25 protein-coding genes and 1 pseudogene are annotated in these 24,855 nt (G+C 67.9%); 18 read left to right on the plus strand and 8 right to left on the minus strand.

Annotation, left to right across the window (positions count from 1 at the left end):
- Positions 1-30 precede the first annotated feature (30 nt).
- On the plus strand, positions 31-1,440 hold the full coding sequence (locus ACFPN9_RS01320; RefSeq protein ID WP_066724673.1) for an ATP-binding protein: 1,410 nt from the start codon (positions 31-33) through the stop codon (positions 1,438-1,440).
- Here the strand turns inward: ACFPN9_RS01320 and ACFPN9_RS01325 are convergent.
- From ACFPN9_RS01325 to ACFPN9_RS01355, 7 genes are all read right to left on the minus strand, one after another.
- Positions 1,429-2,643, minus strand: a complete 1,215-nt coding sequence (locus tag ACFPN9_RS01325; protein ID WP_066724671.1) for a sensor histidine kinase — start codon at positions 2,641-2,643, stop codon at positions 1,429-1,431. The genes ACFPN9_RS01320 and ACFPN9_RS01325 overlap by 12 nt on opposite strands.
- A gap of 78 nt (positions 2,644-2,721) precedes the next feature.
- A complete protein-coding gene (locus tag ACFPN9_RS01330) occupies positions 2,722-3,090 on the minus strand; it encodes a tRNA-binding protein (RefSeq protein ID WP_066724669.1) in 369 nt (122 codons plus the stop codon).
- On the minus strand, positions 3,087-5,072 hold the full coding sequence (locus tag ACFPN9_RS01335) for a methyl-accepting chemotaxis protein (protein WP_066724666.1): 1,986 nt from the start codon (positions 5,070-5,072) through the stop codon (positions 3,087-3,089). The genes ACFPN9_RS01330 and ACFPN9_RS01335 overlap by 4 nt, the downstream gene beginning before the upstream one ends.
- Positions 5,073-5,170: 98 nt before the next feature.
- Entirely contained in the window at positions 5,171-5,920 is a 750-nt protein-coding gene (locus ACFPN9_RS01340) for a TetR family transcriptional regulator (protein ID WP_066724663.1), read from the minus strand.
- A 64-nt stretch (positions 5,921-5,984) separates the two neighbouring features.
- Positions 5,985-6,800 (minus strand): pyrroline-5-carboxylate reductase, encoded by an 816-nt coding sequence (gene proC / locus ACFPN9_RS01345; RefSeq protein WP_066724659.1) that lies wholly within the window; start codon positions 6,798-6,800, stop codon positions 5,985-5,987.
- Positions 6,801-6,921: 121 nt separating this feature from the next.
- Positions 6,922-7,428, minus strand: a complete 507-nt coding sequence (locus ACFPN9_RS01350; protein ID WP_066724655.1) for a type III secretion system chaperone family protein — start codon at positions 7,426-7,428, stop codon at positions 6,922-6,924.
- Between the two features lie 305 nt (positions 7,429-7,733).
- Positions 7,734-7,991 carry an accessory factor UbiK family protein gene (locus tag ACFPN9_RS01355; protein WP_066724652.1) on the minus strand — a complete coding sequence of 86 codons (258 nt, stop codon included), beginning with the start codon at positions 7,989-7,991 and terminating at the stop codon, positions 7,734-7,736.
- A gap of 202 nt (positions 7,992-8,193) precedes the next feature.
- Here ACFPN9_RS01355 and ACFPN9_RS01360 point away from each other — a divergent pair, with 202 nt between their 5' ends.
- The 7 genes from ACFPN9_RS01360 (at position 8,194) to pth (ending at position 14,657) form a co-directional block, all read left to right on the plus strand.
- Entirely contained in the window at positions 8,194-8,766 is a 573-nt protein-coding gene (locus tag ACFPN9_RS01360; protein WP_066724648.1) for a hypothetical protein, read from the plus strand.
- 176 nt (positions 8,767-8,942) lie between these two features.
- Positions 8,943-9,887 (plus strand): ribose-phosphate pyrophosphokinase, encoded by a 945-nt coding sequence (locus ACFPN9_RS01365; RefSeq protein WP_066724645.1) that lies wholly within the window; start codon positions 8,943-8,945, stop codon positions 9,885-9,887.
- An 18-nt stretch (positions 9,888-9,905) separates the two neighbouring features.
- Positions 9,906-10,631 carry a 7-cyano-7-deazaguanine synthase QueC gene (queC, locus tag ACFPN9_RS01370; RefSeq protein ID WP_066724642.1) on the plus strand — a complete coding sequence of 242 codons (726 nt, stop codon included), beginning with the start codon at positions 9,906-9,908 and terminating at the stop codon, positions 10,629-10,631.
- Complete coding sequence (locus ACFPN9_RS01375) at positions 10,621-11,184, plus strand: VUT family protein (protein ID WP_066724640.1); 564 nt, start codon at positions 10,621-10,623, stop codon at positions 11,182-11,184. The genes queC and ACFPN9_RS01375 overlap by 11 nt, the downstream gene beginning before the upstream one ends.
- A 121-nt stretch (positions 11,185-11,305) precedes the next feature.
- Complete coding sequence (locus ACFPN9_RS01380; protein ID WP_066724637.1) at positions 11,306-13,171, plus strand: putative bifunctional diguanylate cyclase/phosphodiesterase; 1,866 nt, start codon at positions 11,306-11,308, stop codon at positions 13,169-13,171.
- Positions 13,172-13,322: 151 nt separating this feature from the next.
- On the plus strand, positions 13,323-13,946 hold the full coding sequence (locus tag ACFPN9_RS01385; protein WP_066724634.1) for a 50S ribosomal protein L25/general stress protein Ctc: 624 nt from the start codon (positions 13,323-13,325) through the stop codon (positions 13,944-13,946).
- 96 nt (positions 13,947-14,042) lie between these two features.
- Positions 14,043-14,657: an aminoacyl-tRNA hydrolase gene (gene pth / locus ACFPN9_RS01390; protein WP_066724631.1), complete on the plus strand. Its 615-nt coding sequence runs from the start codon at positions 14,043-14,045 to the stop codon at positions 14,655-14,657.
- 6 nt (positions 14,658-14,663) lie between these two features.
- Here pth and ACFPN9_RS01395 read toward each other — a convergent pair whose 3' ends face one another.
- Positions 14,664-15,260, minus strand: a complete 597-nt coding sequence (locus ACFPN9_RS01395) for a single stranded DNA-binding domain-containing protein (protein ID WP_066724629.1) — start codon at positions 15,258-15,260, stop codon at positions 14,664-14,666.
- Between the two features lie 156 nt (positions 15,261-15,416).
- Between ACFPN9_RS01395 and ACFPN9_RS01400 the strand changes: the two are divergent.
- The 10 genes and pseudogenes from ACFPN9_RS01400 to ACFPN9_RS01445 form a co-directional block, all read left to right on the plus strand.
- A pseudogene (locus tag ACFPN9_RS01400) lies at positions 15,417-15,527 on the plus strand (FitA-like ribbon-helix-helix domain-containing protein); the annotation flags it as partial.
- 109 nt (positions 15,528-15,636) lie between these two features.
- Positions 15,637-16,083 (plus strand): PIN domain-containing protein, encoded by a 447-nt coding sequence (locus ACFPN9_RS01405; RefSeq protein ID WP_066724626.1) that lies wholly within the window; start codon positions 15,637-15,639, stop codon positions 16,081-16,083.
- A gap of 9 nt (positions 16,084-16,092) precedes the next feature.
- Positions 16,093-17,190 (plus strand): redox-regulated ATPase YchF, encoded by a 1,098-nt coding sequence (ychF, locus tag ACFPN9_RS01410; RefSeq protein ID WP_066724623.1) that lies wholly within the window; start codon positions 16,093-16,095, stop codon positions 17,188-17,190.
- A gap of 13 nt (positions 17,191-17,203) precedes the next feature.
- Positions 17,204-18,217, plus strand: coding sequence for a MaoC family dehydratase (locus tag ACFPN9_RS01415; protein WP_245282418.1), 1,014 nt, complete (start codon positions 17,204-17,206; stop codon positions 18,215-18,217).
- A 134-nt stretch (positions 18,218-18,351) separates the two neighbouring features.
- Entirely contained in the window at positions 18,352-19,515 is a 1,164-nt protein-coding gene (locus ACFPN9_RS01420; RefSeq protein ID WP_066724619.1) for an alpha-hydroxy acid oxidase, read from the plus strand.
- The gene (locus ACFPN9_RS01425; protein WP_066724617.1) at positions 19,512-20,408 is read left to right on the plus strand and encodes a ketopantoate reductase family protein; all 897 of its coding nucleotides are present in this window, start codon (positions 19,512-19,514) and stop codon (positions 20,406-20,408) included. The genes ACFPN9_RS01420 and ACFPN9_RS01425 overlap by 4 nt, the downstream gene beginning before the upstream one ends.
- A 127-nt stretch (positions 20,409-20,535) precedes the next feature.
- Positions 20,536-21,633, plus strand: coding sequence for a TRAP transporter substrate-binding protein (locus ACFPN9_RS01430; RefSeq protein ID WP_066724615.1), 1,098 nt, complete (start codon positions 20,536-20,538; stop codon positions 21,631-21,633).
- 250 nt (positions 21,634-21,883) lie between these two features.
- Positions 21,884-22,597: a GntR family transcriptional regulator gene (locus ACFPN9_RS01435; protein WP_082734975.1), complete on the plus strand. Its 714-nt coding sequence runs from the start codon at positions 21,884-21,886 to the stop codon at positions 22,595-22,597.
- 46 nt (positions 22,598-22,643) lie between these two features.
- Positions 22,644-23,855, plus strand: coding sequence for a M24 family metallopeptidase (locus ACFPN9_RS01440; RefSeq protein WP_066724612.1), 1,212 nt, complete (start codon positions 22,644-22,646; stop codon positions 23,853-23,855).
- Positions 23,856-23,904: 49 nt separating this feature from the next.
- Positions 23,905-24,840 (plus strand): dihydrodipicolinate synthase family protein, encoded by a 936-nt coding sequence (locus ACFPN9_RS01445; protein ID WP_066724609.1) that lies wholly within the window; start codon positions 23,905-23,907, stop codon positions 24,838-24,840.
- The last annotated feature ends 15 nt before the right edge of the window (positions 24,841-24,855 follow it).

Consider the following 24,855-nt stretch of genomic DNA (forward strand, 5'->3'; position numbering starts at 1 on the left):
GGCACGCGTCGCAGGGGCTTGGCGCAGACGATGGGATCGGGCCTGACACGCGCCTCCGCCCTCGGCGCGTGCTGGCGCAAGCGCGCCAACGACCGGCTGAAGCCCTGGCTCAAGGTCGCCGGCCGCCCGCTGCACGCCATCGCTCGCTACATGCCCAAAGGGCTTTACCCGCGCGCGCTGGTCATCGTCATCGCGCCCGTCGTGCTGCTGCAGTCGGTCATTGCCTATGTCTTCATGGAGCGGCACTGGCAGACCGTGACGCAGCGCCTGTCCTCGGCTGTCTCGGCCGACATCGCCGCGATGATAGACGTCTATGAGAGCTATCCGCAGGACGCCGACACCAGCGTGCTCTCGCGCATCGCGGCCGAGCGGCTGGGCATGGACATCGACATCATCCCAGATTCCGACCTGCCGCCGCCGGGGCCCCGCCCTTTTTTCTCGCTGCTCGACAGCGCGCTCTCGGCCGAGCTCGCGCAGCAGGTCGCCCGGCCCTTCTGGCTCGACACGGTCGGCCGCTCCAGCCTGATCGAAATCCGCATCAAGCTCGACAAGGACGTGATGCGCATCCTGACGCGGCGAAACTCCGCTTACGCCAGCAACAGCCACATCTTCCTGCTCTGGATGCTCGGCACCTCGCTGATCCTGCTGACGATCGCGGTTCTGTTCCTGCGCAATCAGATCCGGCCGATCCTCAAGCTCGCCGATGCGGCGGAGGCCTTCGGCAAGGGCCGCGACGCCGAGTTCCGCCCGCGCGGCGCCCGCGAGGTCCGTCGCGCCGGCAACGCCTTCATCGAGATGAAGCGGCGCGTCGAGCGCGCGGTCGGCGAGCGCACGACCATGCTCAACGGCGTCAGCCACGATCTGCGCACCATCCTGACCCGCTTCAAGCTCTCGCTCGCTTTGCTCGAGCGCTCCTCCGAGATCGAGGCGCTGGAGAAGGATGTCGACGAAATGGCCCGCATGCTCGAGGACTATCTCGCCTTCGCCCGCGGCGATGCCGGCGAGACCGCGGTCGAGACCGACATCCGCGGCCTGCTCGAGGAGCTGAAATCGGACGCCGAGCGCCAAGGCCACCAGACCGAGCTGACCGTGGTCGGCGACCCGCTGGTCGTGGTCAGGCCCGACGCCTTCCGCCGCCTGATGACGAACCTGGTCTCCAACGCTGCGCGCTATGGCGACCGCATCGCCATCCGCGCCACCCATGACGCGCGCTACCTGATCGTGATGATCGACGACGACGGCCCCGGCATCCCGGCCGACCAGCGCGAGGAGGTCTTCCGCCCCTTCTTCCGCCTCGACGAGGCCCGCAACGTCGATTCGGGCGGCACGGGCCTGGGCCTCGCCATCGCCCGCGACATCGCCCGCGCCCATGGCGGCGACATCATGTTGGCGGATTCGCCGCTCGGCGGGTTGCGGGCGACGGTACGACTACCCGTCTGAGCTGTCCTGCTCCGGCTTGTGCCGTGGGAAGACCAGCGAGAAGCGGCAACCGCGCGGCAGGTTTTCGGCCTGCAGCTCTCCCTGCAGCTGGCGGGCAAGGCTGGTGATGACCCGGATGCCGAAGCTCTTGCGCGACGCGTTGAGATCGAACTCCGGCGGCAGACCGCGGCCGTCATCCTCGACACTGAGGCTGAGCTCCTGCTCGCGGGCCGTGAGGCGCACTGCAACAGCGCCGGGACCGCCGGGGTCGAAGGCGTATTTCACCGCATTGGTGACGAGCTCGTTGACCATCAACCCAACGGGAATCGCGAAATCCGCGTCGATGACCACGTCATCGGCCTCGCAGCCGATCGTCACGCCCTCGACCGAGCCGCCGAGCGACTTGCACAGCTCGCGCAGGAACTCGCCGATATTGACCTCGCCGATGCGCTCGCCCTGCCAGAGATGGTTGTGGACATGGGCGATGGTCAGAACCCGGTTTTCTGCGTCCTGCAGCAGCGCCTTGGCGGCCGGGTCGGCAACGTTGCTGGCATTGATGCGCAGGAGGCCGCTGACCACGCCGAGGCTGTTCTTGATGCGGTGGCTCATCTCCCGCATCAGCATGGCCTGGCGCTCGACCGCCTTCTGCAGCTTCGTGTCCGAGCGGTTGCGCTCGATCGCCGCGCCGAGGATGCGGGCGCAGCCATAGAGGAAGGTGACGTCATCCTCGTCGAAATCGCCCGGATCGGGGCTGTCGACCTCCAGCACGCCGAAGGGCCCGTCATTCTTGCCACCGAGATCGATCAGCACATTGACGGCCCGCCTGATACCATAGGCCGCCAGCAGCGTCGGCGTGCGGAAGCGCGTCTCTTCGGTCAGGTGGTTGGAGAGGACGGGCTGACCGGTCTGGAAGGCGAAGCCCGCCGGCGATTCGAGGTCGGCGCCCAGCGTCGCCTGCCCGATCTCCTCGGGCCGCCAGCCGACACCCGCCCTCATCAGCAGCACGCGACGATCATGCAGGAATTCGAGCGCCTTGCAGAACGGCGCGTCGAGCCCGTCCGCGCAGAGTTCGGTGGCACGTTGCAGCAGCGCCGGCAAATCGGATTCGCGCAGCGCCATCCGGCCGAATTCAGCAAGGAGTCTCTGCTGCTTAAGGCGATAGGCGAGTTCGTCCCGGCGCACCGGCTCATCCGGCACGCCCGCCGGGGTCTCCTCGATCTGCAATCCCTGCGCCTCCGCTCACCTTGGCGCGGCGCATATGGGTGACCGCGGACCGATTGTCCAGCGCGTCACCCGCGGCCCTCAATACAGCCGCCCGCCCTTCGGCACCTCGTGCCCCGGCCCGATCAGCACGACCTCGCCCTGCTCGTCGGGCACGCCGAGCGTCAGCACCTCGGACATGAACTTGCCGATCTGGCGCGGCGGGAAGTTCACCACCGCCAGCACCTGCCGGCCCGGCAGATCCTCGCAGGTGTAGTGCTTCGTGATCTGCGCCGAGGACTTCTTCAGCCCGATCGTGCCGCCGAAATCGATCACCAGCTTGATCGCGGGCTTTCGTGCCTCCGGATAGGGCGAGGCTTCGACGATCGTGCCGACGCGGATGTCGACCTTGAGGAAATCGTCGAAGCCGATGGTGGCGGCCGGCGCGGCGCTGTCCGAGGGGCCGCTCAAAACTCGGCCCACCCCTTGTCATGCGCGCTCATGTCCGGCTTCCGCGCGGCGCTGCCGCCGGCAGCGGCCACGGGCCGTGCGGCCGGAGGCGCGGCCTTGCGCGGCGCGGGCGCGACGGCGGCCTGCATCGTGCGCGCCATTGCCTTCAAGCCCGCGACATCGCCGCCGAGCTGGAAGCGCGCGACCAGCGCGGCCAGGCGGTCGGCCTCCTGCGAGAGCGAATGCGCGGCGGCGGTCGACTGCTCGGCCATGGCGGCGTTCTGCTGGGTCGACTGGTCCATCTCGGCCACGGCCGTGTTGACCTCCTGCAGGCCCGACGCCTGTTCCTGGGCGGCGCTGGCGATCTCGGAAACGAGGCCGGTGGCACGGCTGATCTCGTCGGCCATGCGCTGCAGGGCGCTGCCGGTCTGGCCGACCAAGGTCACACCCTTCTCGACCTCGCTGTTGGAGGCCGCGATCAGCTCCTTGATCTCCTTGGCCGCCGAGGCGGAGCGCTGGGCGAGCGCCCGCACCTCGGAGGCGACGACTGCGAAGCCCTTGCCGGCGTCGCCCGCGCGGGCCGCCTCGACGCTCGCGTTCAGCGCCAGAAGATTGGTCTGGAAGGCGATCTCGTCGATCACGCCGACGATCTGCGAGATCTCCTCGGCCGACTTCTCGATGCCGCCCATCGCCACGACCGCATCGCGCACGATCGCGGTCGACTGCTCGGCTTCCGCCTTGACCTGGGTCGTCGCCTGATTGGCCTGGCGCGCGCTCTCAGCCGTCTGCCGCACGGTTGCGGTCAGCTCGTCCAGCGCCGTCGCCGTCTCCTCGACGGAAGCCGCCTGCTGCTCGGTGCGCCCGGCGAGGTCGTCGGCCGCCTGGCTGATCTCGATCGAGCCCGCCTTCATGCTCTCGGTGTTCGTCGCGATCTGCCGCATCGTCTCCTGCAGCTTGCCGATCGCGGCATTGAAATCGTCCCGCAGCTTGGCGTAGTCGGAGCCGAAGTTCGCGTTGATGCGGTAGGTCAGGTCGCCCTCCGCCAGATGCTCGAGGCCCGTCGCGAGCGCCGCCACGACGGTTTCCTGCGTCCGGGAAAGCTCGGCCCTCTCGGCCTCGCTGCGGCGGCGCTGACCGTCGGCCGCATCGCGATGGGCCGCCGCCTCCTGTTCGGCCCGCGCCTTGTCGGCCTGCATCGCGTCCTTTGCGACGGCGGCGTCGCGGAAGACCACCAGCGCACGCGCCATCTGGCCGACCTCGTCGGGCCGCTCCTGATGGGAAATGGTCGTCTGGAGATTGCCAGCTGCGAGGGCGTTCATCGTGCCCGAGAGCGAGGTCAGCATCGTCGAGGCCCGGCGGCTCAGGACAATCACGAGCCCGAGCATGAGCAGGCCGAGCGGCACCAGCACCTTGGCGACATCGCCCATCAGGCCGAGGAACTTGGCATCGACATCGTGCACATGCAGGCCGGTGCCGACCGCCCAGTTCCAGTCGGCGATGCCGCTGACATAGGCGATCTTCCTGGTGGGCTCCTTGTCGCCGGGCTTGACCCAAAGGAAGTCGAGATAGCCGCCCTTGCCACCGGCCTTGGCGATCGACAGCAGTTCCTGGACGATCGGCTTGCCGGCGGGATCCTTGAGACCCATCAGGTTCTTGCCGATCATGTCGGCGCGGGGATGCGTGACGCTGACGCCGTCGAAGGTGTAGACGAAGAAGTAGTTGCCGTCGTCGAAGCGCGCGCCCGCCACCGCATCGATGGCGAGCTTCTGGGCATCGGCGACCGGGATCTCGCCCTTCTTGGCTTTGTCGCGATAGAACTCCACCGTCGTGCGCGCGATGTCGGTGGCGTTCTGAACCTCCTGCCGCTTCAGCTCGATCATCTCGTTGCGGGCTTCGGTCAGCGTGTAACCGACGCTTCCGACAGCTATGACCACGGCGAGACCTGCGATCAACGCGAAGGAGCGGCTGATCGACAAGGTGGCGAGCTTCTTCGTCAGCGACATGCGCAAACCCCTGCGAAACGAGATTCGCAAGGGTCGCAAAAAATGGCTAATGCCCGCTTAACGCTAAGGAAGCGGAAACCGCATTCCTTAAACCTGCGTCAGATCGCAGGGGCGAAATCCTCGCCCTCGCGCCGCAGGCTCTCGTCCGAGCGCTCGCGCCGCCGGACGGTCGGGCGGCGCCCCGAGCAGAGCGCCCGGGCGAGGCCGCGCAGCGGCGCCGTCAGCCGGTGGACGTCCTCGACCCGCGCCATGATCCGGGCCGCCGTCTTCAGCTCGCGGTCGAGCCGCGCCATCGTCCGCGACAGCTCCGGCTCGTCGTCCTGGAGCCAGACCTCAGTGACGCGAGCCATCAGCAGCACCGCCCCCTGCACCCGCACCGGCCCCAGCCCATCCTCGGTCGGGATGCCGGCCGAGGCCAGCATGTAGCGCCAGGAGTTGACGGCCCCGCGATTCAGCGCGGCCATGGTCAGCGGGTCGCGCCGGATGACCGGTGCGATCCGCCGCAGCCCGGCCTTGTAGGGCGCCAGCGCATCGAGCCGTCGCATCACCAGGTCAAACAGCCGCTCTCGCACCGGCTCCCCGGCGAGGTCGTCCGAAACATCGGCCAGCACCGCGTCGTCGACGATCCGGGCCAGGCCGCCGAGCATCGCGAGCTTGGAGGGAAACAGGCCACGCAGCTTGGCCAGCGTCAGCCCCGCCTCGGCAGCGATATCGCCCAGTTCGATCTCATCCCAGGGGCGGGTCGCGGCCAGGCGCATCAGCGCCTCGACGGCCTGCCGGCGCGGATCGGCGGGCGCAGCGGCGGAAGCCTCGGTGACGGAGTCGGCGGAGAGGGGATCGGAAGCCATGGCGGTTCTCCTTCGGCGGTCCTGCGACCAACCTAGGATGCGATCGCGGCGCCCGAAAGGCCGATCAGCCCGAAAGCTCTCCGGCGCGACGTTTGGCGGCAGCCACCGTCTCGACGATCAGCGGCTCCAGCGGGCCCATCAGCACCGAAAGCCCGGCCGCAGTCGTCCCGGCCGGCGAGGTCACGTTCTGGCGCAGCGTCGCCGGCGACAGCGGCGACTGGTGCAGCAGTTCGCCTGCCCCCTCGATCGTCGCCCGCGCCAAGCGCTCGGCAATGTCGGCGGGCAGGCCCGCCTGCTTGCCGGCCGCGGCGAGGCACTCGACCAGATGGAAGACATAGGCCGGCCCTGAGCCCGAGACAGCGGTGACGGCGTCGATCAGCCCCTCGTCGTCCAGCCATTCGACCGTGCCGATGCTGCGCAGCAGGGCGTCGGCCATGGCGCGCTGCGCGCCGGTGACTCCCTGCCCCGCCGCGGCGCCGGTGGCTCCACGCTGGACCGAGGCCGGCAGGTTCGGCATCGCCCGGATCATCGCGGTCGCGTTGGGTAGCCGCGCCGACAGGTCCGATAGCGTCTTGCCGGCGAGGATCGAGATGAGCAGCGTCTGCGGCCGAATGAAGGCCTGGACGGCGGGCGCCGCGGTGTCGAGCATCTGCGGCTTCGTCGCCAGAACCAGGACCTCGACCGAGGTCAGCGAGGCCGGATCGGGGTTGAGCGCCATGCCCTTCTCGGTGGCGAGGGCGACCATCTCGTCGGACGGCTTCGGGTCGATCAGGCTGATGCCGGCGGGATTCATCCCGATCCTCAGCCAGCCCTCCAACATCGCGCCACCCATCTTGCCGGCGCCGATGAGGACGAGCGTCTGGGGGAGCGGACTGGTCATGGCGGGTTCTCGCAGTTTTCGGCGACAGACATCACTCTCGGGCTCGTCCCGAGAATCTCATGGCCAGCAGTCTCCGGCGGGAGAGGGTCGGGTCAAGCCCGACCATGACGAAGCCCAGGCGTCAGGCTTCGCCGACCGTCTCGAGCAGCGAGCCCTCGAGCCCCTCCTTCGCCGTCTTTCCGGCCCAGACCACGAACTGGAAAGCCTGGAAATAGCGCTCGCAGGCGTCGATCGCCGCCTTGATCAGCGCCGCGGCCTGCTCGTCGGTGGGCTCGGCCCCGCCCGACAGCAGCAGCGCGTGGCGGTACATCACCACGTTCTCGGAGCTCCAAAGGTCGAAATGCCCGACCCAGAGCTGCTCGTTGACGAGGCTGACGAGCTGCAGCACCTCGCCGCGCCGGCGCTCGGGGACCTTGAGGTCGAAGGCGCAGGCGACGTGGATCGCCTCGACCTCCTCCAGCCAGGTGATGGCGAGATGGTAGTCTGACCAGGCTCCGGAAACGGCGACCGACAGTTCGTCGTCGCTGTCGCGGTCGAAGCTCCAGTTGTTGAGGGCGGCGAGACGCTCGATCAGGTCGAGCGGGTTGGAGGGCCGATCCAGTTCTGCGTCCAGTTCGAGATCCATCATGTCCTTGGGTCCAACTGCCGACCGCCGCAGGCGGGCCGGCGCGTTCGAGAACGGGAACACGGCGACAGGAAAGCTGAAGGACGCAACCCACAGGCGCGGCGCCGGCCGGAAACCGGATGCCACGCTCCGCCCGGCCCGACCTAAGCGGTTGGACCGACGAATCAATTTCTTCACCGACGTTAGCGCAGGGCGTGTGACACGCCCAACACCGGCCGACGCTCGGCGGATTCGGGGGACGGCTCAATCCCTACCCGCCCCTGTCCACAGCACATGGCTGTGGACGCCGCCCGCTGCAGCGGGTCCGCTCAGGACTTGGGCTGGGCCGCCGCTTCGAGCGCGGCGAGGCGCGCCGCAAGCCGGTCGTTCTCCTCGCGGGCGAGCAGCGCCATTTCGCGCACCGCCTCGAACTCCTCGCGGGTGACGACGTCGAGATCGCGCAGGAGGCGCTCGATCTGAGTCTTCACCACGGTCTCGACCTCGCGGCGCACGCCCTGCGCGGCGCCGGCGGCGTCGGTGGCGAGGCGGGCGATGTCGTCGAGAATGCGGCTGCTGGTGGTGACCATGGGGCTCTCCGGACAAAGGCCCGTCGGGGCCGGCATGGCGTTATATGGGGGAGGACGCCGCCTCCCGCAAATGGGACGCGACGCACGGCGCAGGCGCCGCAACCGGCTCGTCTGGACCTGCGGAAGACAACGGCCTAGAAACACGGCGCAGGGACTGCGAAACACCAACCCGTCAGCGATCCAGAACAAGCGGGAGGCGTCGATGATCGTTCGTTTGAGCACTCCGGTTGTCGGGGTGGCCCTGGCGCTCGCGCTGGGCGGTTGCCAGGAGACCACCACGGCCGCGCGCCCCCGCGTGGATGCGCCGGGTGTCCCTGTCTCGGTTCAGAGCATTTCCGGTGCCCCCGATGCCGTGACGACCCGCTTTGCCGGGCTGCTCGGCGAGGCCGCGGCCGAGCGGCGCATGGAGATCGTCCCCGGGGACAAGCCCGCCCGCTTCCGCGTTCGCGGCTATCTCACCGCCCAGCCGACGGAGGACGGGCAGACCGCGCTCGCCTTCGTCTGGGACGTCTATGACGAGACCAAAAAGCGCGCCCAGCGCGTCCAGGGCGAGAGCCTGGGGCGGCGCGGCGGCGGGTCCGATCCCTGGTCGGCCATCGACCAGACGGTCGTCGCCAAGGCCGCGGCCGAATCGATGGACGCGATTGCGAGCTTTCTGGTGACGACTCCCGCGGTGGAAGCCGTTCTTCCGGCCGATAAGGCCAAGGCGGCTGGCGCGGAGCCCAAGCCGGCGGCCCGAACCGCCTCTACGGCGAATGGCGGCCGCAGGCTCTGAGGAACGGCACCTGATCCGCGACGAATCGGGCTTCGGCCCTGCCGATTTGGCAACCATTGCACAGCGCTTTCGCAGTGCAGCGGTCGACTCGCCGTCACACCGCTGTTAAGAGCCCTGCGATCAGCGCCGGCTCGCCCGCCGGCCGTCCAGCCCAGTTCCCAACGGTGCGCCACGGCATGCCCTCTTCCTTCAAAGTCGTCGCCGGCAATTCCAACCGGCCGCTTGCTGAAGCGATCTGCGCCCATCTCGGCATTCCGCTCGCGAAGGCGTCCGTCCGGCGCTTTGCCGACATGGAGGTCTTCGTCGAGATCCAGGAGAACGTGCGGGGGCAGGACGTCTTCGTCATCCAGTCCACCTCCTTCCCGACCAACGACCATCTGATGGAGTTGCTGATCATCACGGATGCGCTGCGCCGCTCCTCGGCGCGCCGCATCACGGCGGTGATCCCCTATTTCGGCTATGCGCGGCAGGACCGGCGCGCCTCCGGCCGCACGCCGATCTCCGCCAAGCTCGTCGCCAACCTGATTACGCATGCCGGGGTCGACCGCGTGCTGACGCTCGATCTGCACGCAGGGCAGATCCAGGGCTTCTTCGACATCCCGACCGACAACCTCTTCGGCGCGCCGCTGATGTCGCGCGACATCAAGGACCGGCTCGACTATAAGAACGCCATGGTCGTCTCGCCCGATGTCGGCGGCGTGGTGCGCGCCCGTGCGCTGGCCAAGCGCATCGACGCCCCGCTCGCCATCGTCGACAAGCGCCGCGACCGGCCGGGCGAGTCCGAGGTGATGAACATCATCGGGTCCGTCGAGGGGCGCTCCTGCATCCTGCTCGACGACATCGTCGATTCCGGCGGCACGCTGGTGAACGCGGCCGAGGCCCTGCTGGAGCAGGGCGCGCGCGAGGTCTATGCCTACATCACCCATGGCGTGCTGTCGGGTGGCGCCGTCGCCCGCATCGCCAATTCGAAGCTGAAGGAGCTCGTGATCACCGACTCCATCATGCCGACCGAGGCGGTGAAGGTGGCGCGCAACATCCGCGTCATCTCGATCGCCCAGTTGATGGGCGAGGCAATCGAGCGCACGGCGCAGGAAACCAGCGTCTCCAGCCTGTTCGACTGAGCCGGGGCGGCGCGCGTCATGACCTCCCGCGCCCTTGTCCTGTTCTCGGGCGGGCAGGACTCGACCGTCGCCCTCGCCTGGGCGCTCGCCCGGTTCGATGCGGTCGAAACCGTCGGCTTCGATTACGGCCAGCGCCACCGTGTCGAACTGGAGTGTCGCGCGACGATCCGGGACGCGCTGCCCGCACTCTCGCCCCTCTATGCGCAGCGCCTCGGCGCCGACCACAGGGTCGATCTCGCCGCGCTCGGCGCGATCTCCGAGACGGCGCTGACCCGCGACACGGAAATCGCCTTCGCCGAGACGGGCCTACCGACCACCTTCGTGCCCGGACGCAACCTGATCTTCCTGACCTTCGCGGCGGCGCTGGCTTATCGCCGTGGCGCCAAGCACATCGTGCTCGGCGTCTGCGAGACCGACTATTCCGGCTATCCCGACTGCCGCGACGACACGATCAAGGCGATGCAGGTCGCGCTCGGTCTCGGGCTCGACCGCCGGCTCGTGCTGCACACGCCGCTGATGTGGCGGGACAAGGCGCAGACCTTCGCGCTGGCCCGTGCGCTCGGCGGCGAGCCCCTGCTCGATCTGGTGGTCGAACAGAGCCATAGCTGCTATCTCGGCGACCGCTCCACCCGGCATCCCTGGGGCTATGGCTGCGGCCACTGCCCCGCCTGCGAGCTGCGCGCGAAGGGCTATGCCGCCTATCTGATGGCTCCTGACGACAGCGGACCTTCTCATGACTCTTGACCGGCAGCGCCGGATCGAAGGGCTCGTCGCCCTCGTCCTCTTCGCCCTGACCATTCCTGCCGCGAACTGGCTGATCGGCAATGCCGGCACCGTCTGCGTGCCGAACGGCCCCTGCCTCGTCCCGGTCTGGCCGGGCATCAAGGCCCCGAGCGGTGTACTCATGATCGGGCTCGCCCTCGTGCTGCGGGACCTTGTCCAGCGCCGTCTCGGCACGGCCGCCGGCCTCGGCGCCATCGCTGTCGGCGCCGCGATCTCAGGCTTCCTTGCGCCGTCCGCGATCGTCGTCGCCTCGGTGGCTGCTTTCCTCCTGTCCGAGCTGGCGGATTTCGCGGTCTACACGCCGCTGCAGAAGCGCCGCTTCGTCACGGCGGTCATCGCCTCCGGCGTGATCGGGCTCGTGGTCGACTCGATCGTCTTTCTGCAGCTCGCCTTCGGCAGCCTCGATTTCCTCAGCGGCCAGATCATCGGCAAGGCCTGGATGGTGCTGCTGGCGCTGCCCCTGATGCATCTGCTGCGCCGTCGCGACGAGCGGCTCGGGCTGGTCGCCGCCTGAAGCGCCGTTTCACACCGCAATCCACGGTGCGTGGCCGACTGCGGACAATTTGAGCGAATCCCGAAACGGCGGTTTCACGCGCCCCTGACATAGCTGCCCTATCGTCATGATGAGGCACGCAATGCGCGAAGACGGATCTGCCGGCCGCCTGCAAGCCCTGCAGAACGACATTCTGGAGACGATCGCCCGCGGCGAGCCGCTCGTCGCGGTGATGGAGAATCTGTGCCGTCGCGCCGAGGCGATCGCGCGCGGCGTCATCTGCTCGGTGATCACGCTGGACGAGCAGCAGCGGCTGGTCGCGCTCGCGGCCCCGTCGCTCCCTGCAAGCTACGCTCATGCCGTGACCGGTATCCCGATCGGCCCCCGTGTCGGCTCCTGCGGCACTGCCATCTTCCGCGGCGCACCGGTCTGCGTGACCGATATTGCGACCGATCCGCTCTGGCAGGGCTTCGAGTCGCTCGTCCTGCCGCTCGGCCTGCGCGCCTGCTGGTCGAGCCCGATCACGGCGCGGGACGGCCGCGTGATCGGCAGCTTCGCCTTCTACTATGACGAGCCGCGCGGTCCGGACGAGGTCGAGCACCGCATCGTCGCCACCTGCGTCCATCTCTGCGCGATCGCGATCGAGCATGAGGAGGTCCGCTCCCGGAACCATCGCCTCGCCTATTTCGACACGCTGACGGGGCTGCCCAACCGCGCCAGTTTCAACGACGCGATCGATCGGCTGACTGCGGCCGCGGCACCCGATTTCGGGCTGATGCTGATCGACATCGACCATCTGAAGATCACCAACGACACGATGGGTCATGCGGCGGGCGACGCGCTCATCGTCACGGTCGGAAGACGGATCCAGTCCGTGACCGGCGAGGCCGTGGCCTATCGCATCGGCGGCGACGAATTTGCGGTGATCCTGCCACGAGGAACCACCGCAGCGCAGATGCGGGCCACGGCCTGCGCCATCCTCGCTGCGATGGCCGCCCCGCTCGATCATGACGGCCATGGCATCCTGCCCAGCGTCACGATCGGCGCCGCGCTCGGTGGCGAGGACGGCGAGGACAGCGTAACGCTTCGCCAGAATGCCGACTTCGCGCTCTATCACGCCAAGGAAACGCGGCGCGGCGGCTATGTCCGTTTCAAGGACGGGTTGCGAACCTCGATGACGCGCCGCCTCCAGATCAAGCGCGATGTCGATCTCGCCCTGACCGAAGGTCGGATCATCCCCTATTACCAGCCGGTGCTGCGCCTCGACACCGACGAGATCGTCGGGCTCGAGGCCTTGGCGCGGATGCTGCGCCCGGATGGCCGCATCGCCTCCGCAGGCGAGTTCCAGGACGCGATGACCGATCCGAAGGTCGCGCTCCGCGTTACCTCTCAGATGCTGCAGGCCGTGGCGACGGACATGGCCGGCTGGCAGCGCGCCGGCATCTCCTTCCAGCATGTCGGCATGAACGTGACCACGGCCGACTTCCAGAAGGGCGACCTGGTCCAGCGTATCGTCCGGGTCATGGACCGCGCCGGCGTGGCACCGCATCATCTTGTTGTGGAGATCACCGAGCAGGTCTTCATGGGCCGAAGCAAGGACGGCGTCGCCCGAACGATCGCGGCACTGCGCGAGCGCGGGATCTGTGTCGCGCTCGACGATTTCGGCACAGGCTTCGCGTCTCTGACCCACCTCCTCGACTTTCCCGTCGACATCATCAAGATCGACCGCTCCTTCGTCGCCGCCGCCCAGAACGGCACCAAGAGCAGCGTCATCGTCGAGGCGATGATCGGCATCGCCAAGAGGCTCGGCATGAGGGTCATCACCGAGGGCATCGAGACCCAGGCCCAAGCGGAATGGCTTCAATCCGTCGGCTGTCGCCTCGGCCAGGGCTTCCTCTACGCTCAGGCCCTGCCCGCCGGCATCGTCGGCGAACTGCTGCAGCGCTTCGGCCCGAAGACGGAGCGCGCCGCCCGCCCCTTGCGCGGCATCACCGCCTCCGCCGCCTGAGCGTCCGGCCTGCGCCGAACGGGCTTGAGATCACGGCGCTTTTCGCCTATGAGCCTGCCAGCGCCCGACTGACACCCTTGGAGGCACGGGCGCGAACCGCAAGGAGGCCGCCTGCTGGCGGCCTTGTCTTTTCAAGCAAGGATTCAAAACCATGACCGCCGTGAAGCAAATCGAGGCTTCGGCGCGCGCACAGGTCGGCAAGGGGGCCGCCCGTGCAGTTCGTCGTCAAGGCCAGACACCCGCCGTCATCTATGGTGGTGGCGCCGCTCCCGAAGCCATCGCGCTCGACGCAAACAAGACCCGCCTCCTGATCTATGGCGGCCACTTCCTGACCACGCTGTTCGAGATCAGCGTTAACGGCAAGAAGCAGCGCGTGATCCCGCGCGACTACCAGCTCGACCCGGTCAAGGACTTCCCGATCCATGTCGACTTCCTGCGCGTCGCCGCAGGGCAGACGGTGACGGTCGAGGTTCCGATCCATGTCGTCGGCCAGGATGCCAGCCCGGGCGTGAAGAACGGCGGCCTCGTGCAGATCGTCGAGCATTCGCTCGAGATCACGGTCGAGCCGGAGCACATCCCGGAGGCCTTCGAGGTCTCGGTGGCCGGTCTCGAGATCGGCGATGCCCTCGAGGCCAGCGTCATCAAGCTGCCGAAGGGCGCCAAGCTCACGGTCGGCTCGGACGCCACCATCGTCACCATCGTTCCGCCGATGGTCGAGGAGGCCGACGAGGCTGCTGAGGCCGAAGCTCCGGCCGCCGAGGCCAAGAAAGCCTGATCAAGAAAGCCTGATCAGGCTTTCGGCCGCACCACGAAGAACCAAGCGGACGGCCGGGATTTCCCGGCCGTTTTGCCGTGAGGGACGACGATCGTCATGCTGATCTTCGCAGGGCTCGGAAATCCCGGCGCGCGCTATGCCCGCAACCGGCACAATATCGGCTTCATGGCACTGGACGCCATCGCGCGCACGCATCGTGCCTCGCCCTGGCGCGGCCGCTTCCAGGCCGAGGCCTGCGAGGCGACGATCGGGACCGAGAAAATCGTCCTGCTCAAGCCGCAGACCTATATGAACGAATCCGGCCGGGCGATTGGCGAGGCCGCACGCTTCTTCAAGGTCGCACCGGCCGACATCATCGTCTTCCATGACGAACTCGACCTCGCCCCCGCCAAGCTGCGGGTGAAGCTCGGCGGCGGCAATGCCGGCCATAACGGCCTGCGCTCGACCACGGCCGTCATCGGCAACGAGTACCGCCGGGTCCGCATGGGCATCGGCCATCCAGGCCTGAAGGAACTCGTGCACGCCTATGTGCTGAACGATTTCGGCAAGGCGGAAGGCCCCTGGGTCGAGGATCTCTGCACGGCCTGCGCCGACAATGCCGAGCTGCTGGCGAAGCACGACGACGCCGGCTTTCAGAACAAGGTGCACCTCTTCATGGAGGCGCGCGGCCACGGCGCGGTGAAGCGCCTCGGCGAAAAGTCCGGCGACTGAAGCCGCTCAGTAGGGCAATTGCGCGCCGGGCTTGGCGAGAGTCACGCGGCTGGCGCTGAAGCTGCCATCGGCCTGCCTGGTCGCCGTCATCGCTACCTGCGCGCCGGTCTTCAGCTCCGAGACGTCGGCCGGCGCGGCCATGATGATATTGGCATCGGCCGGGATGGTCACCCTCTGCTCGCCGCCCGGATAGCTCAGCACGATGCCGGCGCCATCCACGCGCGAGACGGTGTCAGCGACGGTCGCGTTCGTCATGGTCGAATCCGGCAGCACGCCCCAGGGTCGGTGTCCCTCGCCCGTGCCGCGCATCGCCTCGGGAAAGATGAAGACCTGCACCGCCAGCAGCGAACCGTCCGGCTGCGGCCGCGCACCGACACCGACGAAGCCGCCCTTCTTGATGTCGGCCGTCGTCGCCTTGACCACGCCGCCGACCGAATAGCCGGGCGCCAGCGCGACCTTCGCCGCGGCGCCGTCGACGGTCTTGATCATCAGCGTATTGCCATCGGCGCTCTCGACCTCGCCGCGAATGCGCGTCGTCGGCGACTGGGCGGCGGCGGCGACGGTCAGGCCGAGGATGAGGCAGGCGGTGGTGAAAACGCGCATGGGCCGGTTTCCGTTGCTGGGGAGACATCGCCGCGCAAGTCGTGCGCTCTAGCCATGACGCTTGCCACGCACGTTCGCGTGACCGACCCCAGCGCGGATCGTTGACACGAAAACACGGAAACACGATGTTGAACCCCGCAGCGAGGTCGGTATGAGATGAAGAATTTGACGGTGACACTTCCTGACGAGACGCTGTCGCGCCTGCGCGTGGCGGCGGCGCGGGAAGGCAAGAGCATGTCCAAATTCGTGTCCGAACTCCTCGAACGGCGCGTGGGCCGAACGATCAGCCAGCGCGAAGCGCTGGACAGGTTCCTCGCCGGGCCGCCTCTGCCGCTGTCGGACGAAAACGGCAAACTCCCCTCCCGGACCGAGTTGTATGACGAGCTCCTTCTTTCTCGACACGAACGTGCTGATCTACAGCCGGGATCCGGGCGCGAAGCAGAAGCAGGAGCGCGCGAAAATCTGGCTGAACGCGCTGATCGAGGCGACGCCGCCGGTGATCAACCTGCAGGTCATCAACGAATTCTGTCACGTCGCGCTTCGTAAGCTTCCGCATCTCGCTGTGGAAACCGTGAGAGCCGACGCCGAAGGCCTGAGGATCTGGGGCGACACGCCGATCGATTACGAGACGCTGACGGACGCCTGGCAGATCCGCGAGGAAGCAGACTATCAATGGTTCGATTGCGTGCTACTGGCCGCTGCGCAGAATTTGGGGTGTTCCCACTTTCTCAGTGAAGACATGCGGCACGGTCACGTCGTAAACGGCATCACCATCGTCAATCCGTTCATCGCCCTCCCCGGCGACTTCATGCTCCGAGACTGAAAGACCACCATGGGTTTCAAATGCGGTATCGTCGGCCTGCCGAATGTCGGCAAGTCGACCCTCTTCAACGCGCTGACGCAGACGGCGGCCGCCCAGGCGGCGAACTACCCGTTCTGCACGATCGAGCCCAATGTCGGCGACGTCGCGGTGCCTGATCCCCGGCTGGAGAAGCTCGCCGCCATCGCGGGCTCCAAGGAGATCATCCCGACGCGGCTGACCTTCGTCGACATCGCCGGCCTCGTCCGGGGCGCTTCGAAGGGCGAAGGCCTCGGCAACCAGTTCCTCGCCAACATCCGCGAATGCGACGCCATCGCCCATGTCGTGCGCTGCTTCGAGGATGGCGACATCACCCATGTCGAGGGCAAGGTCGCGCCGATCAACGACATCGAGATCATCGAGACCGAGTTGATGCTGGCCGATCTCGAAAGCCTCGAGAAGCGCGTCCTGCCGCTGGAGAAGAAGGCCAAGACCGGCGACAAGGACGCCAAGGAACTCGCCGAGTTGATGAACCGCTGCCTCGTGCTGCTGCGCGACGGCAAGCCCGCCCGCCTCGTCCAGGTCGCCGCCGAGGAGCGCAAGGCCTTCGAGATGCTCGGCCTGCTCTCTTCCAAGCCCGTGCTCTATGTCTGCAATGTCGAGGAGGCGAGCGCCGACAAGGGCAATGCCTTTTCCGAGGCCGTGAAGGCCCGCGCCGCCGAGGAAAACGCGGTCGCCGTCGTCGTCTCCGCCAAGATCGAGAGCGAGATCGCGGTGCTGCCGGCTGACGACCAGAAGGACTATCTCCAGGCCGTCGGCCTGGAGGAGCCGGGCCTCAACCGCGTCATCCGCGCCGGCTACGCGCTCCTCCACCTCGTGACCTATTTCACGGTCGGGCCGAAGGAGGCGCGCGCCTGGACGATCGAGAAGGGCACCAAGGGCCCCGCCGCCGCCGGCGTGATCCACAGCGACTTCGAGAAGGGCTATATCCGCGCCGAGACGATCGCCTATGACGACTACATCGCCCACAAGGGCGAGAGCGGCGCGCGCGAGGCCGGCAAGTTCCGGCTCGAAGGCAAGGAATACGTCGTCGCCGATGGCGACGTGCTGCATTTCCGCTTCGCCAACTGAGCCGGCGGCGGCGGTGCTGTATTTCGAGGATTTCATCGTCGGCGAGACGGTGCCGACCGGCAGCCTCGCCGTCTCGGAACGGGATATCGTCGCCTTCGCCTCGCGCTTCGACGCGCAGGACTTCCACATCGATCCCGAGAAGGCGAAGGCGAGCTTCGTCGGCACGCTGATCGCCTCGGGCTGGCACAGCTGCTCGCTGCTGATGCGGCTGATGGCGCAGAGCTTCCTGCTCAACTCCTCTGGCATGGGCGCGCCCGGCATCGAGGAGGTGAAGTGGCTGCGCCCGGTCCAGCCGGGCGACGTGCTGCATGGCCGCCGCACCGTCACCGAGATCAAGCCGTCGCGCTCGCGTCCGGCGATGGGCCTCGTCCGCTTCAAGCTCGAACTGCTGAATCAGCGCGACGAGCCGGTGCTGGAGCAGGCCAACTGGATCATGTTCGGCCGCCGCGGCGTCGCCCCCCTGCAGCCGGCGGGCGACTGGCTGAGCCACCCGCCTCTCTATGTCCCGCCCGCCTCGCCCTCCCCGATCGAGCCGCCGGCCGAGCCGACGCCGGCCGCGCGCTTCTTCGAAGACATCGCGATCGGCGACCGATTCGAGCTGGGCAGCACCGTCTTCACGGCCGACGAGATCATCGCCTTCGCGCGCGCCTTCGATCCGCAGCCCTTCCATATGGACGAGGCGGCGGCGGCTGCATCATCCTTCGGCCGGCTCGCCGCCTCGGGCTGGCATACGGCCTCCGTCTGGATGGCCACGATGGTCACCCATCGCCGCCGCCAACTCGCCGCCTTCGGGCCCTGCCCCGCGCCGCGGTTAGGGCCCTCGCCCGGCTTCAAGAACCTGCGCTGGACACGGCCGGTCTTCGCCGGAGACCGCATCAGCTACCATTCCGAGGTCACCGACAAGCGCGCCAGCGCTTCGCGCCCGCAATGGGGCCTCTTCTTCCACCGCAATACGGGCGTGAACCAAAACGGCGAAGAGGTCTTCAGCTTCGACGGCTGCGTCTTCGTCGAGCGCAAGCCGGTCTGAAGCCGCCGCCCTGCTTTCGCCGTCGAGGCCCCGCGCGGCCGTGACGCTTCTGCGGACCCGGCACAGCCTGTAGGGAGGGTGCGCGAGGTGGCCGCAGAGCCGCCCGCCAGACACATCTCCGGGAGGAGCGCATCGTGGCGGCAGCCCGCATCTTCAGCACAGCCCAGATGGCGGCGCGCGCCCGCAAGCGCCTGCCCCGCGCGGTCTATGACTTCATCGAAGGCGGCGCCGGCGCCGAACAGGCGGTGACACGCAACCGGGCGCGCTTCAGCGAGATCGCGCTGATGCCGCAGGCCCTGCGCGACTGCGCCGCCGCCCATACCGAGGTCACCCTCTTCGGCCGCCGTTATGGCGCGCCCTTCGGCGTCGCACCGATGGGCTTCGCCGATCTCGTCTGCCCCGGCACCGACCGCGCGCTGGCCGCCGCGGCCAGGGCGCAGAACATCCCCTATGTTCTCTCCACCGCCGCCACGACCTCGATCGAGACCATCGCCGGCATCGCCCAAGACAATCTCTGGTTTCAGCTCTATCCCGGCGCGGACGAGACCATCGCGGCCGGGCTGATGCGGCGGGCACTCGCGGCCGGCGTGACGACGCTCGTCGTCACCATCGACATTCCCGTACCGGCGCGGCGCGTGCGCGACCTGACCAACGGGCTCGCCATCCCCCTCAAACCCTCGCTCGCCACCATTCTGGACGTCGCGCGCCATCCCGGCTGGCTCTGGCGCGCCGCGCGCGGCGAGCGCCCCGGCATGGCGAACTTCGTCGCGGACAAGGGGTCGATGAGCGGCCTCGCCCATGCCGAGTTCGTCTCGCGACAGCTCTCCTGCCCGGCGCTCGACTGGGCGCGCATCGAAGCGATCCGCAAGGCCTGGCCGCATCATCTCGTCATCAAGGGCATCCTCAACCCGCAGGATGCGCTGACGGCCGAGCGCCTCGGCGCCGATGGCATCGTCGTCTCCAACCATGGCGGGCGCCAGCTCGATTCCGCCCCGTCCTCGATCGAGGTGCTGCCGCGCATCCGCGAGGCCTGCGGCGACCGGCTTGCCCTGATTCTCGACAGCGGCGTGCGCAACGGCGACGACATCGCCCGCAGTCTGGCTTCGGGTGCTGATTTCGTCCTGCTCGGGCGGCCATTCCTGTTTGCGGTCGCAGCGCTCGGGCTGTCTGAAGGCCCAAAGACGATCATCGAGATCCTGCGGGCGGAACTCCTCAACACGCTGATCCATCTCGGCTGCGCCGATCCGACCGAGCTCGGCAGCGACCATCTCTGGCCAAGACAGGGAGCCAATCGATGACCATCGCGATCATGGGAGCCGGCGGCGTCGGCTGCTATTACGGGGCCATGCTGGCGCGCGCCGGCCATGGCGTGACGCTGATCGCCCGGCCCCAGCATGTCGAGGCGATCGAGCGGCACGGCCTCGCCTTCGAGGCACGGGGGACGACGGAGACGCTGCCCGTCAAGGCCACGACCGAGCCCTCGGGCGTCGCCGAAGCCGACATTGTGCTTTTCTGCGTGAAGTCCGGCGACACCGAAGAGGCCGGCCGCGCCATCGCGCCCCACCTCGCAGCCAATGCCACGATCCTCAGCCTCCAGAACGGCGTCGACAATGCGCAGCGCCTGCAGGATGTGATCGGCCGCCCGGTGATCCCGGCCGCGGTCTATGTCGCGGTCGAGATGCCCGGCCCCGGCCATGTCCGTCATCACGGGCGCGGCGAACTGATCATCGGGCCCGGCGCGACCAGCATCGCGATCGCCGCAAGCTTCGGACAGGCCGGCATCCCCACCGAGGTCTCGGAGAACGTCATCGGCGCGCTCTGGACCAAGCTCGCCGTCAACTGCGCCTACAACGCCCTCTCCGCCATTCCGCAACTGCCTTATGGCCGGATGATCGCGGTCGAGGGCGTGCGCGACAGCATGGCCGACATCGTCGCCGAATGCCGCGCGGTCGCGCAGGCCGCCGGCATCGCCATCGGCCCCGAGATCATGGACACCGTCCTGGCGCTCGCCCCGGCCATGCCGGCGCAATCTTCCTCGACGGCGCAGGATCTCGCCCGCGGCAAGCGTTCCGAGATCGACCATCTCAACGGCTATGTGGTGCGGACCGGCGAGCGGCTTGGCATCTCGACGCCCGCCAACCGCCTGTTGACGGTCATGGTCAAGCTCATGGAGGAGAGCGCAGGCCTCTGAACCACGGGTCCCGGAGCGCCGGGCCGTCATGCGCCGGCGCTCGTTGTCGCCCGCGCTCGCGCCATGCCAAGCTGCCGTCACGCCGCAGACGGCGCCATAAGAAACCACCGGCAGGAAACGACATCCCATGAAGCGCAGATTGTTCTTGAAGGGCGCCGGCCTCGGCGCCGCGGCCGGAATCGCGTCGCCGGCGATTGCCCAGAGCACGCCGACCGTGACCTGGCGCCTGGCGTCGAGCTATCCGAAGTCGCTCGAGACGCTCTACGGCGCCTGCACCCATCTGTCGGAGGCGGTCGCCGGCGTCACCGACGGCAAGTTCAAGATACAGGTCTTCGCGGCCGGCGAGATCGTGCCCGCTCTCCAGGTCGCCGACGCCGTGACCAACGGCACCGTCGAGATGGGCCACTCCGGCTCCTATTTCTACATCGGCAAGGACACCGCCTTCGCCTTCGGCACGGTCATTCCCTGGGGCCCGAACAGCCGCCAGATGCAGGCCTGGCTGTTCCATGCCGGCGGGCTCGAGCTGCTCAACGAGTTCTACGCCAAGTTCAACATCTACAATCTGCCGGCCGGCAACACAGGCGCGCAGATGGGCGGCTGGTTCCGCAAGGAGATCAAGTCGGCGGCCGATCTCCAGGGCCTGAAGATGCGCATCGGCGGTCTGGGCGGCAACGTCCTGCAGAAGATGGGCGTGGTGCCGCAGCAGCTCGGCGCTGGCGACATCTATCCGGCGCTGGAACGCGGCGTGCTCGACGCTGTCGAGTTCGTCGGTCCTTACGACGACGAGAAGCTCGGCTTCGCCCGCGTCGCGCCCTATTACTACTATCCCGGCTTCTGGGACGGCTGTGCAGAGCTAAGCTTCTTCATCAATCTGGAGAAGTGGAACAACCTGCCTCCGACCTATCAGAAGGTGCTCAAGACCTGCGCGATGGCAGCCGGCCACGACATGCAGGCGAAATACGACGCGCTCAACCCGCCCGCCCTGAAGCGGCTGATCGCCGGCGGCGCGCAGCTGCGCCCGCTGCCCAACGACATCCTGAAGGCGAGCTACAAGCACACCAAGGATCTCTACGCCGAGATGTCGGCCGCCAACCCGGCCTTCAAGAAGATCTACGACCACCTCTGGGCCTTCCAGCAGGACAGCACGCGCTACTGGCAGATCTCCGACCTCTCCTTCGACCTGATGTCGGCGACGGCGCTCCAGCAGCGCTGGCAGGACGGCTGAGACAGCCGCCGACGGATTGATCGTTGTCCGGAGACGGCACGACCATCTCCGGACAACGCCGACCGCGCCGGTGCCTTCCTCCGCAAAAAGGAGCTCCAACCGCTGACGACAGGGTCGTAAGCCAACGCCCGTTGGCGACCGCCGCCTCATCGAACTGGATATTGAACATTTTATCCAATTGACAAGCGGACGGTTTGGAGGCCTCCTGCCGCCGGGTCTTCAGGCAGGCCCGAGCAAGCCGGATAGCCACGTGGTCGCGCCCCAATCCCTCCGCTCGCAAAGACCGCTGCTGCGCCAGACCGTCACGGGCGCCACGGTGGCCGAGTTGCGCCGCCGCATCCTCTCCGGAGCCGTCGCCGCAGGCGAAGCACTGCGCCAGGACGCTTTGGCGCGTGAATTCGGCATCAGCCGCATCCCCTTGCGTGAAGCCTTTCATCAGCTCGCGGCGGAGGGGCTGGTCACGCTGCATCCCCATCGCGGCGCCGTCGTCACGGAACTCTCCGCCGCCGACATCGCCGAGCTCTTCGATTTGCGCTCCATGCTGGAGCCGGACCTGATCCGACGCGCTGTGCCCCGGCTGACCGCCACCGATTTCGAACGTGCCGAGACGATCCTGGCCGATTACGCGGCGGCCATCGGCCGGGGCGACCTCGAGGCCTATGGCGAGCTCAACCGAGAATATCATCTCTCCCTCTACCGCGCTTCCGGCCGCGGCCAGACGCTCGAACTGGTGCGTGTCCTTCTCGCCAACACCGACCGCTACACCCGCGTCCAGCTCTCCATGTCGGAGGGCGCCACCGCCCGCGCCAAGCGCGAGCACGCCGCGCTGCTCGATCTCTGTCGCGCGGGCGATGCGGAGGGGGCCGCGCGGCTGACGCATCAGCACGTCATGGCCGTCCGCGAGGATCTGCTGCATCTGCTGGAGCCGGCAGACCCCACCCCAGCTCAGGCTCCCGCGGCCTGAGCACACCCTGCCAGCGCTCGAGACGGATGAACGAGGACGACGGACGATGACGATTGGAGTGGGCGGATCGAGCTTCGAGGCGGAGCTCGCCAAATTGAAACCGATGGCGGACGGCATCGAGCCGATTGCCGTCGCCGAGTTCAAGCAGCGCATCGCCAAGGCGCAGACACTGATGCGCGAGCAGGGTCTCCAGGCGCTCTATCTCGATACCTCGACCAGCCTCGCCTATTTCACCGGCATCCAGCTCGGCCCGAGCGAGCGGCTGCATGGCGCGGTGATCCCGGTCGAAGGTGAGATCGCCTATCTCAGCCCCGCCTTCGAGGAGCCGAAGACGCGCGAATACATGAAGTTCGGTAACGATGTCCGCTGCTGGGAAGAGCATGAGGACCCGACCGAACTGGTGGTCGAGACCATCCGCAGCATGGGCTATGAGAGCGGCCAGGTCGCGCTCGACCCGCAGACCCCGTTCTTCATCGTCGACGGGCTGCGCAAGGCGGGCAACCGCTTCACCTTCACGCAGGGAAGCGCGATCACCGCAACCTGCCGCCAGCTCAAATCGGCCGCCGAGATCGCCCTGATCCAGCGCGCCATGGACATCACCATGGAGGTCCACCGCGCCGCCGCCCGCGCCCTGCAGGTCGGTGTGACGACCGCGCAGGTCAAGGAGTTCCTCGGCCAGGCCCACCGCAAGCTCGGGATGACCGCCTCCTTCGGCGCCGCCCAGTTCGGCGAGGCGACGGCCTATCCGCATGGCGTGCCCCATGAGCAGACGCTGCAGGACGGCGACATGGTGCTCATCGACATGGGAACCAAAGTCGGCGGCTATTGCTCCGACATCACCCGGACCTATGTCTTCGGCGAACCGACGCAGCGCCAGCGCGAGATCTGGAACCTCGAAAAGAAGGCGCAGCTCGCCGGCTTCGCCGCCGCACAGCCCGGCGCTCCCTGCGAGAACGTCGATGTCGCCGCCCGCGGCGTGATCGAGGCGGCGGGTTACGGCCCCGGCTACAAGGTCCCCGGCCTGCCGCACCGCACCGGCCATGGGCTCGGCCTCGACATCCATGAGGAGGCCTACATGGTGAAGGGCAACAAGACGCCGCTGCAGCCCGGCATGTGCTTCTCGATCGAGCCGATGATGTGCATCTACGGCGAGTTCGGCGTGCGCCTCGAGGACATCGCCTACATGACCGAGGACGGCGCGCGCTGGTTCACGCAGCCCGCCCACACCGTCGACGACCCCTTCGCCTGCGAAGCCTGAACCGATCCGCCACCCGACACCCAACAAGAACAAGCGAAGGAAGAAGCAGATGGCTTCGAACATCTTCTCCGGCACGATCCCGGCCCTCATGACGCCCTGCAAAGCGGATCGCACCCCGGATTTCGACGCCCTCGTCCGCAAGGGCCAGGAGTTGGTCGCCGCCGGCATGTCGGCGGTGGTCTATTGCGGCTCGATGGGCGACTGGCCGCTCCTGACCGACGAGCAGCGCATGGAGGGTGTCGCCCGCCTGTGTGAGGCCGGCGTGCCAGTCATCGTCGGCACCGGTGCCCAGAACACCCAGCGCGCCGCCGCCTTCGCCGCCCATGGCAAGCGCGTCGGCGCCAAGGGTCTGATGGTGATCCCGCGCGTGCTCTCGCGCGGCCCCTCCGCCTCGGCCCAGGCCGCGCATTTCGGCGCGATCCTTGAGGCTGCCGGCGGCCTGCCGGCGGTGATCTACAACAGCCCCTATTACGGCTTCGAGACCCGTGCCGATCTTTTCTTCAAGCTGCGCGAGAGCTACCCCAACCTGATCGGCTTCAAGGAGTTCGGCGGCGCCAAGAGCCTGACCTACGCGGCCGAGAACATCACCGGCCAGTCGGAGGACATCACGCTGATGGTCGGCGTCGACACGCAGGTCTTCCACGGCTTCGTCAACTGCGGCGCCAGCGGCGCGATCACCGGCATCGGCAACGTGCTGCCGGAGCCGGTGCTGCGCCTCGTCTCGCTCTGCGAGCAAGCGGCGAAGGGCGATGTCACGGCGCGGGCCAGGGCGCTCGAACTGGACGGCGCGCTCGCCGTGCTCTCGAGCTTCGACGAGGGGCCGGACCTCGTGCTGTTCTACAAGTACCTGATGGTGCTGGAGGGCAACCCGGAATACGAGTTGCACTTCAACGCCTCGGACAGCCTGACCGACGGCCAGAAGCACTACGCCCGCACCCAGCTCGCACTCTTCAAGCGCTGGTATGCGGAGTGGGTGAAGGGCTGACGGAGGCCGAAGCCG

Origin of the sequence: Allobosea massiliensis (assembly GCF_042655245.1) — a bacterium.
Lineage (GTDB): Bacteria > Pseudomonadota > Alphaproteobacteria > Rhizobiales > Beijerinckiaceae > Allobosea > Allobosea massiliensis.

Bases quoted from the DNA above. Each gene is read 5' to 3' on its own strand.
- ACFPN9_RS01320 (WP_066724673.1), top strand. From the start codon at position 31: ATGGGATCGGGCCTGACACGCGCCTCCGCCCTCGGCGCGTGCTGGCGC.
- ACFPN9_RS01335 (WP_066724666.1), bottom strand. From the start codon at position 5,072: ATGTCGCTGACGAAGAAGCTCGCCACCTTGTCGATCAGCCGCTCCTTC.
- ACFPN9_RS01340 (WP_066724663.1), bottom strand. From the start codon at position 5,920: ATGGCTTCCGATCCCCTCTCCGCCGACTCCGTCACCGAGGCTTCCGCC.
- proC (WP_066724659.1), bottom strand. From the start codon at position 6,800: ATGACCAGTCCGCTCCCCCAGACGCTCGTCCTCATCGGCGCCGGCAAG.
- ACFPN9_RS01350 (WP_066724655.1), bottom strand. From the start codon at position 7,428: ATGATGGATCTCGAACTGGACGCAGAACTGGATCGGCCCTCCAACCCG.
- ACFPN9_RS01355 (WP_066724652.1), bottom strand. From the start codon at position 7,991: ATGGTCACCACCAGCAGCCGCATTCTCGACGACATCGCCCGCCTCGCC.
- ACFPN9_RS01360 (WP_066724648.1), top strand. From the start codon at position 8,194: ATGATCGTTCGTTTGAGCACTCCGGTTGTCGGGGTGGCCCTGGCGCTC.
- ACFPN9_RS01365 (WP_066724645.1), top strand. From the start codon at position 8,943: ATGCCCTCTTCCTTCAAAGTCGTCGCCGGCAATTCCAACCGGCCGCTT.
- queC (WP_066724642.1), top strand. From the start codon at position 9,906: ATGACCTCCCGCGCCCTTGTCCTGTTCTCGGGCGGGCAGGACTCGACC.
- ACFPN9_RS01375 (WP_066724640.1), top strand. From the start codon at position 10,621: ATGACTCTTGACCGGCAGCGCCGGATCGAAGGGCTCGTCGCCCTCGTC.
- ACFPN9_RS01380 (WP_066724637.1), top strand. From the start codon at position 11,306: ATGCGCGAAGACGGATCTGCCGGCCGCCTGCAAGCCCTGCAGAACGAC.
- ACFPN9_RS01385 (WP_066724634.1), top strand. From the start codon at position 13,323: ATGACCGCCGTGAAGCAAATCGAGGCTTCGGCGCGCGCACAGGTCGGC.
- pth (WP_066724631.1), top strand. From the start codon at position 14,043: ATGCTGATCTTCGCAGGGCTCGGAAATCCCGGCGCGCGCTATGCCCGC.
- ACFPN9_RS01395 (WP_066724629.1), bottom strand. From the start codon at position 15,260: ATGCGCGTTTTCACCACCGCCTGCCTCATCCTCGGCCTGACCGTCGCC.
- ACFPN9_RS01405 (WP_066724626.1), top strand. From the start codon at position 15,637: ATGACGAGCTCCTTCTTTCTCGACACGAACGTGCTGATCTACAGCCGG.
- ychF (WP_066724623.1), top strand. From the start codon at position 16,093: ATGGGTTTCAAATGCGGTATCGTCGGCCTGCCGAATGTCGGCAAGTCG.
- ACFPN9_RS01425 (WP_066724617.1), top strand. From the start codon at position 19,512: ATGACCATCGCGATCATGGGAGCCGGCGGCGTCGGCTGCTATTACGGG.
- ACFPN9_RS01430 (WP_066724615.1), top strand. From the start codon at position 20,536: ATGAAGCGCAGATTGTTCTTGAAGGGCGCCGGCCTCGGCGCCGCGGCC.
- ACFPN9_RS01440 (WP_066724612.1), top strand. From the start codon at position 22,644: ATGACGATTGGAGTGGGCGGATCGAGCTTCGAGGCGGAGCTCGCCAAA.
- ACFPN9_RS01445 (WP_066724609.1), top strand. From the start codon at position 23,905: ATGGCTTCGAACATCTTCTCCGGCACGATCCCGGCCCTCATGACGCCC.